This is a genomic window from Bacillus pumilus, assembly GCF_038738535.1.
GTDB lineage: Bacteria > Bacillota > Bacilli > Bacillales > Bacillaceae > Bacillus.
On record NZ_CP046128.1, the window covers coordinates 1,835,942 to 1,849,170 of the forward strand.

Consider the following 13,229-nt stretch of genomic DNA (forward strand, 5'->3'; position numbering starts at 1 on the left):
TTAAACTTTATTTGTAGCAAAAAAATGTTTAAAAGAATAATTAACATTTCAAAATCTCATTATCTAACTCATTCTTAATTATCATAAAATGAAAAGCACTTCCTAAATGGAAGTGCTCAGATTGTAGAGAAACTCATGTTTTTCTACAATCTTTTTTATTCTTTTTCAAGTTGTCTTTCAGAACGGATACCGTAAAGGTATCCGATAAACATCATTTTGAACAAAATAAGTGGATCAAAGAGAAGGGCGACCTTTATTCTCGCTATAATACGGTTTTACTTTATCTACGATAAATGAAAAGTCAATGTACTGATCAATTTTACGAAGCAGGTGATCCTCTTCGACCAGTTGATCTAGTAATACAAATTCAGCTTCGTGCTGAGAAGAATTTCTAGTGTGGAACATGAGAAAAACACCTTCCTTTAGTTTGCTTTTTTCTATTATAAAATGGGGGAATGGAAACTTTAAGGAAAAAAATAAAGCTGTCGAGATTTTCTCGACAGCCTGAGCACTTCCTAAACGGAAGTGCTTTTCATTTTATCGCTGTTCTTTCCCGATTTCCGGCAGGATCGTTTTCGCTAAATGCTGATCCATTTCCTCATATTCATCATATTGAATCGTTTCATACAGCTCTTTTCTCGTTTGCATGTCCTTCAGCATTCCTTGCTGCGTCCCCTTCTCCATGATTTCTGTAAATAAACGCTCATACGCTTTTGCAGCGACTCTGAGTGATGACACAGGGTATATGACCATTTGGAATCCAAACATCGAAAATTCATCTGCATGATAATAAGGAGTCTTACCAAACTCCGTCATATTTGCAAGAAGAGGTCCTTTTATGCTGCTTGACGCATGCGTGAAGTCTTCAGCTGTAATGAGCGCCTCAGGAAAAATAGCATCAGCTCCTGCTTCGACATAAAGATTGCCTCTGCGGATGACATCCTCCATCCCGTTTACAGACTTTGCATCGGTTCTTGCAATCACCAAAAGCGTTGGTGCCGCTTGTTTGATGGCTTTGATTTTCGCGATCATCTCTTCTACTGGAACGAGCGATTTTCCGTTTAAATGTCCGCATTTTTTCGGCATTTGCTGATCTTCAATTTGAACAGCTGCCACCTTGCTCTCTACCATTTCTTTGGCCGCCCTTGCAGCATTCAATACGCCGCCATAGCCAGTATCCATATCGACCAAAAGCGGCAGCTGAGAAGCTCGAATGATTTCCTTCGCTTTTTCAGCCATTTCCGTTGAATGGATCATGCCGAGATCAGGCAGTCCTTTGCTGGCACAAAAAGCGGCGCCAGATAAATAGAGCCCTTGGAAGCCCATTTTTTTTGCATAAAGCGCAGACATTCCATCGTGAACGCCTGGGATTTGAAATAAAGCTGATTTGTGCATTTGTTCTTTAAAGGCTGCGGCTAAATCTGCTTGACTTGATTCATCATTCACGATCCACACACTAGTTCCCCCTTATATGACGAATAGGTCCATAAATGCTGGTACGGTTGTTGTTTTTAATTGATTTGGATTTTGACAGAGTGACACAATTTGATCCACTTGTTTTTGTGGAAATCTTGTCTTCAAATGATAGACCCATTTCTTTTCAAGCAGCGGAATGCCTTCCTGTCTTCTTCTGCGATGACCAAGCGGGTATTCAATTTCGATTCGGTCTGTCATCGTCCCGTCTTTAAAGAAGATCTGCACACAGTTTGCTATTGATCTCTTTTTCGGATCTAAATAATCTGCTGTATAACGTTTATCTTCTTTGACAACCATTTGATCCCGGAGACGATCAATGGCCGGATTTCGCGCCGTTTCTTCTTCATAATGGTCAGCTGTCAGCTCACCATAGATCAATCCAATCGCGGTAATATACTGCAAGCAATGATCGCGGTCTGCTGGGTTATACAGCGGCCCCTTCTTATCAATAATCCGAATCGCTGATTCATGTGTTGTAATCTCTACCCGGTCTATTTCATCTAATCGATCTTTTACAGCGTCATGCAGCATCATAGCGGCCTCTGCAGCCGTCTGGGCATGAAACTCAGCAGGATAAGCAATTTTGAAAAGCACATTTTCTATGACGTATGATCCTAGCGGCTGAGCGAGTGTGAGAGATTTTCCTTGCATAAGAACATCTTCAAAGCCCCACTTCTCAGCACTAAGCGGTGTTTGATAGCCCATTTCCCCTTTTAGTGTCATCATTGCCAGTCTTACCCCGCGGCTTGTTGCATCACCCGCTGCCCACGATTTCCTTGATCCTGTGTTTGGGGCGTGGCGATACGTCCTAAGCGGAGAATTATCAACAAACGCTTGCGATAAAACATGCTGCACGTCTTCCTTTGTTCCGCCAAGCAATGCACACACAACAGCACTTGTTGCCACTTTGACAAATAACACATGGTCCAAACCATTTCGATTCAGACAATTTTCTAAAGCGAGCACACCTTGAATTTCATGTGCCTTGACGATCGCATGCAGTACGTCATTCATCGAAAGCGGCTCTTCACCGTTTGCAAGCCGCGTTCTGCTGATGTAATCACTTACAGCTAATATTCCGCCTAAGTTATCTGACGGATGTCCCCACTCCTCTGCAAGCCACGTGTCATTATAATCTAACCAGCGAATCATACAGCCTATATCAAAAGCCGCTTGAACAGGATCTAGCACAAACGAAGTGCCTGGAACTCTTGCTCCGTTAGGCACAACGGTACCAGGTACGATGGGGCCAAGATGCTTCGTACATTCCGGAAAATTGAGCGCCAGCATTCCGCAGCCGAGTGTGTCTATCAGTACATACCGCGCTGTTTCAATGGCTTCTTTGCTCGTAATCTCCCCGTCTACTGCATAGGCTGCGATTTCTTCCAATAGCTGATCCGTTTGATTGGCGACTGCTGTTTTATTCATGTTCATTCCCCCGTTTTTCTATCATCATCTGAGACTTTTAATCCTCTTGGCCCTAAATACCGGACTCTCGGTCTAAAAATGCGATTATGCAAATGCTGTTCAATAACATGGGCTGCTAATCCACTAGCTCTAGCAGCAAAGAAAATCGGTGTATAAAGTGAAATTGGAATCCCGAGCACGTAATAAATAGGTGCGGCGTAATAATCAAGATTCGGATAGAGGTTTTTCTTCTCTTTCATGTATGCCTCGCCTGCTGCACACATGTCATAAAGCGTTGTATCTCCCTTTGATTCCGTAAGCGTTTTCAATGATCGTTTTAAAAGAGCGGCTCTTGGGTCCATTTTTCTCATGTATACCCTGTGGCCAAAGCCCATCATTTTTTCTTTTGCGGCTAATTTTCGTTCAATCAGCGCAAGGAATCCTTCCGTTGTTTTTCCTTCGAGAAGCATGTGCATGACAGCTTCATTCGCTCCCCCGTGCAAGTCACCTTTTAATGAAGAAATCGCTCCAGTAAAAGCACCATACATGTCAGAATGTGTGGATGCGATGACTCTGGCGGCAAACGTTGAATTAGGCAGTTCATGTTCACTATATAATGTGAGTGTTTGGTCAAAAGCGGTGATTTCGTCTTGTGTTGGAGTACGTCCTGTGAGCATGGCTAAAAAGGTTTCAGTGTAGGATTTGGTCTGATCTGGAGAAATAGCGGCGTCTTTTGTGAGAATATGATAGCTTCCAGCAACAATGGCCGGCAGCTGGCCGAGTAATCGAACAGCACGCCTTTGCTGGCACGCTTCTGATCGATCATGTAATGCATCATCGTACCCACTAAGAGCAGATATGCACGTTCTCATGGCATCCATAGGATGAGTGGTTTTTGGCAGCTTTGTTAAAATGGTTTGAATGGTTGGATGTAAGTTGGTTTGTGAGGAAATGTCTTGCTGAAATTGGTGATATTCCATGGTATCTGGTAATCTTCCATAAATAAGCAGATAGGCTGTTTCTAAATAGGTCTTTTTTTGTGCCAACTCGATGAGGTCATACCCGCGAATTACAATTTCTTCTTGCTGCACATCTAAGTATGAGATAGACGTTTCGCTTGCCACAATGTCTTCAAGCCCCGGTTTATAATGCAGTTGTTCAGTCATCATATAACCCCCGTTTCGTTCAATTGTTGTTCTCCAAACGAGCAAACGGCCAGAAATGATGTGAGTCTATAGATGGGAAGATACCGTGCAAGTCGGATACCCAATTCCCATTTTATCCAAAGCACTGCCTCTTGTAAATAAAAGAACGTATGTCCAGTTGGGCATACGTTAGCTGTAATATGGAGAAATCATCATATACACAATGACGCCAGTGAGACTGACATAAAGCCATAGCGGCATTGTCCAGCGGGCAATTTTACGGTGACGCTCGACTTGCATCTGTGCGCCTCTAAACAGAGTAATCAGGGCAAGCGGTACAATTACAGCTGATAAGACGATATGTGTGATTAAAATAAAGAAGTAAATTGGACGGATGATCCCTTCTCCTCCGAAATGGGTATCAGCTGCCATTGAATGATATGTCACATACGAAATTAAAAAGACAAGTGTCGTTGAAAATGCAGCAAAGATAAATCGTCTATGCGCTTTAATGTTCTTTTGTTTAATCATGATGAGTGCTGAAAGTAAAAAGATAAACGTAAAGCTGTTCATCACGGCATTAAGTAACGGCAAAAATGTAATATCCAGATGACTAAATTTATCTGATTTTGGCATTAAAAATAATAAAGCGATTAATCCGTTTATGGCAATTGTTAAAATGATCACAATACCAGTGAAATTTTTCGGTTTTTGATTCTGTTCGTTCATGTTTGAAAACCTCTCTTTATTAGTTCCGACTAAGAGTATGTTATTTAACTTTCTCTATAAAGTCAATGAATTCGCTGTCTTCGTCGAATTTTAGACAAACTTAAGGGTTGCAGGCGTTCTAACGGCTTGAAAGATCCATCCACTTCCTTTAGAATTGGAATTTATGTGATTTTTATCATTTCTGATATGAAAGGAGTAATGGACTTGTCAATCTTACAGGAAACAGCCAAAGATGTGAAGACGTTAGAGCAAGAATTACAGCAATTGCAGTTCCAAATGTATCGAATGCAAGAAAATATGAAAGATATTTCGAAAAAAGCAAAAATCATTGGCATCGATCAAGCGAAAGAAGATGAGTGGATGATCGTCTCTGCCATTGAAAGTGCAGATACATGTAAAATTATGTTGAGCGATTGTGAAAAAGCTTATCGCGGACAATCTGATTTTTCCTTAATTGCGGAATATCCTGAAGAAGGAAAGATTCATATTGCCGATATTAAAGGCCCGCCAGATAATGGGTACGGCTCCATCTGTATGAAGCATTTAAAAGAAATCGCAAGAGAGCAGAACATACCAGTGATTACTGGCGACCTCGTCAAAAGGGACTGGAATCACGTGGACCGCTTGATTCATTTTTATGAAAAACATCAATTTGATGTCCAAATCAATTGGAAAGAACAAAGCGGAGAAATTTATTGGGTGGACAGCTAACGACAAAAACCAGCGTGTATCATAAGATATGCGCTGGTTTTTGTCGAAAATGCAAACTTTTCAGAAAAATATGTGTATTTTTGACCAAAAAAAGGGTATAATAAAAGCATCAGGCCGCCACCTGATGCTTTCTTCCAAAAAACAATTGTTTACTAGTTAAGTACTTTTACTTTGACTGATTTTACGCCCCAATTTTGCGCTTGGGATTTGCTTGGTACATGTACATCAATTTTGTTACCTTTAATTGCGCCGCCAGTATCTGCTGCGATGGCTTCACCGTAGCCTTCAACATAAACCTTACTTCCTAGTGGAATGACATTAGGATCTACTGCAATGACTTTTGCGTTTGGGTTTTTGTTTAAGTTTACCCCTGTTGCAGTGATACCTGAAATGCCACCATCATTTGCTGTATAAGCCGTAGCCGTAACAGTCATTTCTTTTTGTACACTTTGACTAGCAGAAGATGATTCTACTTTAGCTGTTTCCTTTTTAGGAGCAGCTTTTTTCGTTGTTTGCTCTTTTTGGACAGGTTCCTGTTTTTGAACAGGTTCTGAGCTTACCGGAGCCGAGCTTTGACCAGCAACACTTAGTGTTGAACCAACCATAATTATATCTGAGTTTAAGTTATTCCAAGACTTAATATCGCTAATTGACACATTGAATTTTTGAGCGATTTTCCAGAGGCTGTCCCCCTTCTGGACTTTATACTGCTCCTGAGTTTTCTCTTTTGAAGAGATTGTCAATTTATCACCTACATAGATCATATCAGTAGATAAATTGTTCCAACCCTTTAGGTCTTTTAGAGACACATCATTTTTTTGAGAGATTCCCCAAAGTGTATCACCTTTCTTCACAGTGATTTCCTTTGCAGAAGCTTGCTGCGCTCCAAATGCTGTTGTTGAGATTGCTGCAACAGCAACCAAGGACATAATAGTCTTCTTCATAAAGTAAATCCTCCCTTGTTAGCTTTTTATGGCGGCTAACGAGTGCTATCGTAACATATGTAAATGTCATTTCAATAACAAAACGATATGTTTTAGATTACAGTTCCTTTACATGAAACATCTCTCTCCATTGGTAAATCAGCCCACAAAACGGCTTGATTCCCCGCCATATCAAGGTTTTAAAAGGATCGAAAACGACCTGATGAAAACGTGTCCAAGTGCAGCGAAAAAAATTTATTTTTCTTCTTTAAACACTTTATTTTTTCTCTTTTTCTATAAATAAACGAATTTCTTCTAAAAAAACATCTCCGTATTTCTCTCTTTTTTGAGCGCCAATCCCCTTAATTTGGAGTAATTCTTCATCTGTTTGAGGCTCTACAGCTGACATTTCCTTCAATGTTTGATCAGAAAAAACAACAAACGGCGGGACACCTTGCTCTCTGGCTAGCTTCATTCTCAGCGATCTCAATCGCTCAAATAATGCATCATTTTCTTGAATGGCCTCTGCTTTGATCGCCTGCTTTTTATACACTGTCTCTTGTCCAACTAACACTTTCTTCCCTTTATGGGTCACCTTAAGTGTTGGGTAAGCACCTTCAGACATGTGCAAATACTCTTCTGTAATTAAAAATTCAATGAAGTCACTGATTTGCTGAGCCGAATGTTGTTTCATTAAAGCATATGTAGGGAGACGGTCGAAACCTAGCTCAAGCACTTTTTTGTTTTTAGAGCCTGCCAGTACTTGGGCTATCATCATTTTACCGAATCGCTCATTCATCCTCACTGTACAAGATAACACCATCTGTGCTTCTCTTGTGACCTCTTCACGCTCTCTCTCATCAAGGCAGTTGCTGCATTTACCGCAAGGCGAACTAGCTGTTTGATCAAAATAGTCCATCACAAATTGCTGCAGACATTGCTCGGTATGACAGTAGTCCACCATTTGCCTTAATTTAAGCAGTTCATGCTGATAGCGCACCTCATCTTCTGTTGACTGCTCAATGAGAAAGCGCTGCACTCTTACGCCTTGTGGTGAAAACAGTAAAATGCACTCACTTTCAAGCCCGTCTCTGCCGGCACGCCCAGCTTCTTGATAGTAGCTTTCAATATCCCTTGGAATTTGATGATGGATCACAAAACGTACATTCGACTTATTGATTCCCATGCCAAATGCTGATGTAGCGACCATAACCTGGATGTCATCATTTAAAAACAGGTTTTGCTGCTCTTCTCTCGTATGGTCATCCAATCCGCCATGATAAACGCCAGCTTTGATCTTTTGTTTTTTTAGTCGATTATAAATGTTATCCGCTTCTTTACGAGTTGCTGTATAAATAATGCCAGACTCAAGACTGTTTTTCTTCATATATTGTGTGATAAAACGGTCACTATTTTCCCCTTTGATCACTTGAAAGGACAAATTTTCTCTAGCAAACCCAGTAAAGATGGTTTCTTCTCCGTTCATGCCAAGCTGTTCACATATATCTTGGTGAACCTTTTTCGTCGCTGTAGCTGTTAATGCGACAATCACCGGCCTTTTTGACATCTTGTTCAAGCATTCTTGAATGAAGCGATAACTTGGCCTAAAATCATGCCCCCACTCAGATATACAGTGCGCTTCATCAATCGCGATTAAAGGGATCGTTAACCGATCCAGCAGCTGAAAAAAACGTTCATTTTGTAAGCGTTCAGGTGTGATATAAAGCAGCTCATATTCCCCATTTTCGCATTTTTTCAGCCTTTCATTCATTTCAGCTGCGGAAAGTGTGCTGTTTAAAAAGGAAGAACGTATTCCCATCTCATTTAACGCATCGACCTGATCCTTCATTAAAGAAATAAGCGGAGATACAACGATCGTTGTACCTTCCATCATGAGGGCAGGGATCTGATAGCAAACTGACTTCCCACCGCCTGTCGGCATAATGCAGACAGTATCCTTTTGTTTATTTACAATCGCTTCAATGGCTTGTTTCTGTCCTTTTCTAAAGACATCAAAGCCATAGTATTGTTTCAGGAGTGCTTCTGCTTGTTCTAACATCCAATTCCCTCTCCGTCATTAGTTTTGTCCATTTTAACATATATTCTTGCCTCTACAGGCGATCTGTCCAATTTCGCATTTTCACAAAATAAAAAGCCATTTTCCGAAATGGAAAATGGCTTGAATCATCCTAGGAAAAGCTGCGGATGCCGTAATCTAAGTAAGAAAGTTTTAAACCACCACTCCTCAAAGTGGGTGTTTGCAGAAACGTTCCTGTCTTCCTCTCTAAGGAGGCATGACATTCCGGCTTCAATATAAAACTCCCTATTACAGCTTAAAGGTTAAAACTTAATTAACATTACGCGCATCGCAGCCTTTAAACTATATTACACGAAAGTTTATTAAATTTCAAGAGATCTTTTTTCTAAGAAATACTTATATATACAAGATATTTGTCCTTGCACACATAAGAAAACATTATTCTGAAAAAATGTAACTTCAACTTATTATCCTATTTTTCTTCGTCTATATCAACATCCTGCTCTTCCTCTAATCGTTCATACGTATCTGAATGCATCTGATCCATTGTTTCCCTATTTGTTAAATCACGCATTTGATCAGAGAAATTACGGTCAAACTCGTTTGGGTCTTGAGTCGTTTCTTCGTTTTTCTTCGCATCGATTGAATAACGTGTATAGGGGACTGCTTTTAAACGTTCATATGGAATGTCTTTCCCTGTTTTCTCACATATCCCATATGTTCCGTCTTCCATTCGTTTCAGTGCTGCATCAATTTCGTCTTCAAGCTCGCCATCAACTTGATCCAGCGTTTGTTCTGTCATGCGGTCTAAATAGATGCTCCCATGATCAGCGATATGGTTCCCAACACCATTTGAAATCTCGCTGGATTCACTTAGCATAGATTCTTCTTTCTTTTTTGATCCTTTTACATCTCCCTTTAATTGATTCAATCTTTCGTATAAATCAGCTTTTTGTTCTTTCGTTAAGCCCACGGTCAATCACTCCTTTCTCATTACCTTCCCGCTGCAAGGGAATTGAAAACATCAAAAAAGCCGCCGCCTTTTTGGCAGCAGCTTTCTTCTCTTACATGGTGCGAAGTGCTTCTTCTACTGGTTTATCCCCTTTAATCAAGTCAAAGGATTTATTTTTCACATTGGATTCCGTTAAGCTTTCCACAAGTACAGCGGCTACGTCCTCTCTTGAAATCTCAATGTTTTGATCATCTGGAATATGCTCCGCAGCTTCAATCTTTCCTGTCTTTTCCTCATGCAGCAAGGCACCTGGGCGGACGATGGTATAGGAAAGCCCAGACTGTTTTAAGTGTTCATCTGCTTTTCTTTTCGCCTCATAATAAATTTCCATACTTCCTTGCCCTTTTCCCTGGTTTGGATCATCGGCATTATAGGAACTCAGCATAACAAAATGCTGAATGTTTTCTTTTTTCGCTGTGTCGACAAGGCGTTTTGCACCTTCTTGATCCACTGCAATCGTCTTATCTGCACCTGTTTTTGAGCCTGAACCAGCTGCAAAGATGACAGCATCTGCTTGTTTCACAGCATCTGTCACATCCTTTTCAAGATCACCGATGACAGGCGCTGCACCAAGTTCCTTTAGCGCATCCGCTTGTTTTTCATCTCGAATGAGAGCAAGCGGCTCATGTCCTTTTTCTTTTAAATAACGAATGACGAGCCTGCCTGTATGTCCATTTGCTCCAGCAACTAATACTTTCATTGTTCATTCTCCTTTCTGTATCTGTTTCATCTTTATCCTTTTTTGCTATCATTCAAACACCTAAACAAAAAAAGCCCTTCCCAGAAAATATGGGTAAGGGCTCAGGCAATGTGCGATCTATTAAAATAAGTAGAATGAGAAAAGTGCATGATCTATGTAATCGCAAGGTTGATCAGCAAAGATGTTTTGTCAAAATGGCTTGCACATCACTCAAATCCGTCTCTTTCGAAAAATCGAGTTCAAATACTTTTGAGCTTGTGACAAGCAGCATACCTGTGTCCTGATCAAACACGCCAGCTTCTTGAATGGCAAAACTTTCAATTGATCGATACGGCAAGGAGACCCTGACTTTCTTCTTAGAAAATACGCGGTTATCGCCAAAGATCAGTCGTTTATTGGTGAAACAAATTTGGTCGTGACGCAGTCTGTAAACAGCCTCAATTCTTTCCCCTTCAATTAGTAAGGATTCGAATTTCTTATCATTTTGTTTACTGACAGAAAAAATACCCACGTAAACCCCCTCTTCCTCCATCAAATTCCTTTATGAAAAAACGGACGCACGCTCTGTGGGTACGTTTTATTCTCACTTATAGAATACGCTATAAATGGTCGTTATTCCATTACGAATAGATTAAATTTCATTTAACTTTTTCTTTTTGATTCGATGCTCTTTCCTCTACTTATTTAGACAGTTAAAGCAGGAAAAAAGTTTCAGTTCTTTTTGAGAAAAATTGCTGAATGTTACCAATAAAAAAACAGTGATTTTTTCAAATCACTGTCAGCGTGTAGACAAACCCTCGCATTCTTTGTCAGTCCTGCGCGCCGGTGCTCACGAATGTCAAATTCGCTCCGCTCCGGTACTCGTCCTTCCTAGACTGCAAAGGTTTTCATCACGCTGAAAAAGAAGACAAAGTGCTAAAATAAAGATCATGTTAGCACTTTGTCAACAATCTGGACTATTCGTCTTTTGGTGTATCAATGGTTCCCTCGGCATATACATCGGAAATCTGCTCAAGCGTAATCGCCATATCAGCATCTTCGTGATCATGCCAAGCATTTTGATTATTCTGCTCGTCTGTTTGCTTCTTTTTCATCATCATCACCCTTTACTGTTTTTCTTAGTATGAGTGATGATCACTAAAATCATTCAGCAGAAATGTCTTCGAAATACTCTTTATAATACCCGCCTACTTTACCTGTATTATCAACGACAAACAGGAATTCTTCTGTCTCATTTTTCACTTCATATGTGCTTCCAACCGTTAGTGCTCGATCGACCATATATTTTTTCGCATTCGTATGTATACATTTTACTTGCTTTAACGTTTGAGCCGTTTGCCAGTTTTGATGGATCATAATTTAAAAACTCCTTTTTTCATCTATACATTTATTGTAGCCAATTTTTCGTGAAATGCAATGAGTGTTATGGATTGCTTTCAAACATGTCGTGTAATATGATAAATGTATACGTTTACATATGTGTGCGTATACTGGTTCATTTGCTTCAGGTCCGCTTTTCCACCTAGAACTCGCAGAACAATCCATATCTTTAAGGAGGTTTGTTTATTTATGAGCTCTACAACACTTCAAATTAGTTCAAAACTCGAATCTTTTCTCCAAGGGACGAAAAAACTCTACATTAACGGTCAGTTTGTCACAAGTCACGATAACAAAACCTTTTCGACTCCTAACCCGGCCACAGGTGAAACCCTTATTGATGTATATGAAGCAGGTGCAAAAGACATTGATGAGGCAGTAAAAGCTGCAAAAAAAGCTTTTCATGGTCCTTGGCGCTCCATATCTGCCGCTGAACGCGCCCGCTTCATGTTCAAGCTTGCCGATCTAATGGAAGAAAACCAAGAAGAACTCGCACAGCTTGAAACATTAGATAACGGAAAACCAATTAATGAAACAACAAATGCAGATATCCCTCTCGCCATTGAGCATATGCGCTATTATGCGGGCTGGACGACCAAAATAAGCGGACAAACCATTCCTGTCAGTCAAGGGTACTTTAATTATACCCGTCATGAGCCTGTTGGCGTTGTAGGACAAATCATTCCTTGGAACTTCCCGCTGCTCATGGCCATGTGGAAAATGGGTGCTGCACTTGCAACTGGCTGCACCATCGTTTTAAAACCAGCAGAACAAACACCCCTCTCTGCTCTTTATTTAGCTGAATTAGTGGATAAAGCCGGCTTCCCAGAAGGTGTGATTAACATCGTTCCTGGATTTGGTGAAACTGCTGGGAACGCATTAACCGATCACCCTGATGTAAACAAGCTTGCCTTCACGGGGTCAACAAGTGTTGGGAAACTCATTATGGAGAAAGCAGCCAAATCCATTAAGAGGGTCACATTAGAACTTGGCGGAAAATCACCTAATATTATTTTGCCAGATGCCGATTTAAAGAAAGCCATTCCAGGTGCTCTAAATGGTGTCATGTTTAACCAAGGCCAGGTGTGCTCTGCAGGTTCTAGGGTCTTTGTTCACCGAAGCCAATATGATGAGGTTGTCGATCAAATGGCCAAATATGCGACATCACTCAAGCAAGGCGCCGGTCTTCATCAAGATACGCAAATCGGACCTCTTGTAAGTAAAGAACAGCACGAGCGCGTGTTAGGCTATATTGAAAAAGGTAAATCTGAAGGTGCAACAGCCGTTGTCGGTGGCGATTGCCCTTATGAGGCTGGCTATTTTGTCTCCCCTACTGTTTTTAAAGATGTAGAAGATGACATGACCATCGCAAAAGAAGAAATCTTCGGCCCTGTCTTATCTGCCATTCCATACGATTCCATTGATGAAGTGGTCGAAAGAGCCAACCAGTCTGATTATGGATTAGCCGCAGGACTTTGGACAGAAAACTTAAAGCATGCCCATGATATTGCTGCACGTCTTGAAGCAGGCACGATTTGGGTCAACTGCTATAATGTCTTTGATGCTGCATCCCCATTTGGAGGATACAAGCAATCAGGTCTTGGCAGAGAAATGGGATCATACGCCCTTAACAACTATACAGAAGTCAAAAGTGTGTGGATTAATCTCCAAGACTAATGACGCCTATAAAGCCGGTGACCATGTCATCGGC

13 protein-coding genes, 1 other RNA gene and 1 pseudogene are annotated in these 13,229 nt (G+C 40.8%); 2 read left to right on the forward strand and 13 right to left on the reverse strand.

Annotation, left to right across the window (positions count from 1 at the left end; all coding sequences use genetic code 11):
- Window positions 1–158: 158 nt before the first annotated feature.
- The 5 genes and pseudogenes from GKC25_RS09045 to GKC25_RS09065 all read right to left on the reverse strand — a co-directional run.
- A pseudogene (locus tag GKC25_RS09045) lies at window positions 159–405 on the reverse strand (transposase); the annotation flags it as partial.
- A gap of 132 nt (window positions 406–537) precedes the next feature.
- Window positions 538–1,455: a methylisocitrate lyase gene (gene prpB / locus GKC25_RS09050; protein ID WP_034660913.1), complete on the reverse strand. Its 918-nt coding sequence runs from the start codon at window positions 1,453–1,455 to the stop codon at window positions 538–540.
- Between the two features lie 12 nt (window positions 1,456–1,467).
- Complete coding sequence (locus GKC25_RS09055; protein WP_106031095.1) at window positions 1,468–2,904, reverse strand: bifunctional 2-methylcitrate dehydratase/aconitate hydratase; 1,437 nt, start codon at window positions 2,902–2,904, stop codon at window positions 1,468–1,470.
- 2 nt (window positions 2,905–2,906) lie between these two features.
- On the reverse strand, window positions 2,907–4,049 hold the full coding sequence (gene mmgD, locus GKC25_RS09060) for a citrate synthase (RefSeq protein ID WP_034660915.1): 1,143 nt from the start codon (window positions 4,047–4,049) through the stop codon (window positions 2,907–2,909).
- A gap of 168 nt (window positions 4,050–4,217) precedes the next feature.
- On the reverse strand, window positions 4,218–4,757 hold the full coding sequence (locus GKC25_RS09065) for a DUF420 domain-containing protein (RefSeq protein WP_003215636.1): 540 nt from the start codon (window positions 4,755–4,757) through the stop codon (window positions 4,218–4,220).
- 198 nt (window positions 4,758–4,955) lie between these two features.
- Between GKC25_RS09065 and GKC25_RS09070 the strand changes: the two genes are divergently transcribed.
- Window positions 4,956–5,468: a GNAT family N-acetyltransferase gene (locus tag GKC25_RS09070; protein WP_034661967.1), complete on the forward strand. Its 513-nt coding sequence runs from the start codon at window positions 4,956–4,958 to the stop codon at window positions 5,466–5,468.
- A 152-nt stretch (window positions 5,469–5,620) separates the two neighbouring features.
- Here the strand turns inward: GKC25_RS09070 and GKC25_RS09075 are convergent, their stop codons facing one another.
- From GKC25_RS09075 to GKC25_RS09110, 8 genes are all read right to left on the reverse strand, one after another.
- Window positions 5,621–6,412 (reverse strand): LysM peptidoglycan-binding and 3D domain-containing protein, encoded by a 792-nt coding sequence (locus GKC25_RS09075; protein ID WP_187703915.1) that lies wholly within the window; start codon window positions 6,410–6,412, stop codon window positions 5,621–5,623.
- A 256-nt stretch (window positions 6,413–6,668) separates the two neighbouring features.
- A complete protein-coding gene (gene recQ, locus GKC25_RS09080) occupies window positions 6,669–8,450 on the reverse strand; it encodes a DNA helicase RecQ (RefSeq protein ID WP_187703916.1) in 1,782 nt (593 codons plus the stop codon).
- A gap of 133 nt (window positions 8,451–8,583) precedes the next feature.
- A non-coding RNA gene (gene ssrS / locus GKC25_RS09085) (6S RNA) lies at window positions 8,584–8,769 on the reverse strand.
- Window positions 8,770–8,901: 132 nt separating this feature from the next.
- Window positions 8,902–9,402: a TraR/DksA family transcriptional regulator gene (locus GKC25_RS09090; protein ID WP_034660918.1), complete on the reverse strand. Its 501-nt coding sequence runs from the start codon at window positions 9,400–9,402 to the stop codon at window positions 8,902–8,904.
- A 91-nt stretch (window positions 9,403–9,493) separates the two neighbouring features.
- Window positions 9,494–10,141: an SDR family oxidoreductase gene (locus tag GKC25_RS09095; protein ID WP_034660919.1), complete on the reverse strand. Its 648-nt coding sequence runs from the start codon at window positions 10,139–10,141 to the stop codon at window positions 9,494–9,496.
- 172 nt (window positions 10,142–10,313) lie between these two features.
- The gene (locus tag GKC25_RS09100) at window positions 10,314–10,652 is read right to left on the reverse strand and encodes a PH domain-containing protein (RefSeq protein WP_024422682.1); all 339 of its coding nucleotides are present in this window, start codon (window positions 10,650–10,652) and stop codon (window positions 10,314–10,316) included.
- 445 nt (window positions 10,653–11,097) lie between these two features.
- Complete coding sequence (locus tag GKC25_RS09105) at window positions 11,098–11,235, reverse strand: DUF4025 domain-containing protein (RefSeq protein ID WP_223249850.1); 138 nt, start codon at window positions 11,233–11,235, stop codon at window positions 11,098–11,100.
- Between the two features lie 49 nt (window positions 11,236–11,284).
- Entirely contained in the window at window positions 11,285–11,497 is a 213-nt protein-coding gene (locus GKC25_RS09110; RefSeq protein WP_012010250.1) for a DUF6501 family protein, read from the reverse strand.
- Window positions 11,498–11,710: 213 nt separating this feature from the next.
- Between GKC25_RS09110 and GKC25_RS09115 the strand changes: the two genes are divergently transcribed.
- Window positions 11,711–13,195 carry an aldehyde dehydrogenase family protein gene (locus GKC25_RS09115; RefSeq protein ID WP_034660920.1) on the forward strand — a complete coding sequence of 495 codons (1,485 nt, stop codon included), beginning with the start codon at window positions 11,711–11,713 and terminating at the stop codon, window positions 13,193–13,195.
- Window positions 13,196–13,229: the final 34 nt, after the last annotated feature.

Excerpts from the sequence above, each read along its gene's own strand:
- GKC25_RS09055 (WP_106031095.1), bottom strand. The coding sequence starts at position 2,904 with ATGAATAAAACAGCAGTCGCCAATCAAACGGATCAGCTATTGGAAGAA.
- mmgD (WP_034660915.1), bottom strand. The coding sequence starts at position 4,049 with ATGACTGAACAACTGCATTATAAACCGGGGCTTGAAGACATTGTGGCA.
- GKC25_RS09065 (WP_003215636.1), bottom strand. The coding sequence starts at position 4,757 with ATGAACGAACAGAATCAAAAACCGAAAAATTTCACTGGTATTGTGATC.
- GKC25_RS09070 (WP_034661967.1), top strand. The coding sequence starts at position 4,956 with ATGGACTTGTCAATCTTACAGGAAACAGCCAAAGATGTGAAGACGTTA.
- GKC25_RS09075 (WP_187703915.1), bottom strand. The coding sequence starts at position 6,412 with ATGAAGAAGACTATTATGTCCTTGGTTGCTGTTGCAGCAATCTCAACA.
- recQ (WP_187703916.1), bottom strand. The coding sequence starts at position 8,450 with ATGTTAGAACAAGCAGAAGCACTCCTGAAACAATACTATGGCTTTGAT.
- GKC25_RS09095 (WP_034660919.1), bottom strand. The coding sequence starts at position 10,141 with ATGAAAGTATTAGTTGCTGGAGCAAATGGACATACAGGCAGGCTCGTC.
- GKC25_RS09105 (WP_223249850.1), bottom strand. The coding sequence starts at position 11,235 with ATGAAAAAGAAGCAAACAGACGAGCAGAATAATCAAAATGCTTGGCAT.
- GKC25_RS09110 (WP_012010250.1), bottom strand. The coding sequence starts at position 11,497 with ATGATCCATCAAAACTGGCAAACGGCTCAAACGTTAAAGCAAGTAAAA.
- GKC25_RS09115 (WP_034660920.1), top strand. The coding sequence starts at position 11,711 with ATGAGCTCTACAACACTTCAAATTAGTTCAAAACTCGAATCTTTTCTC.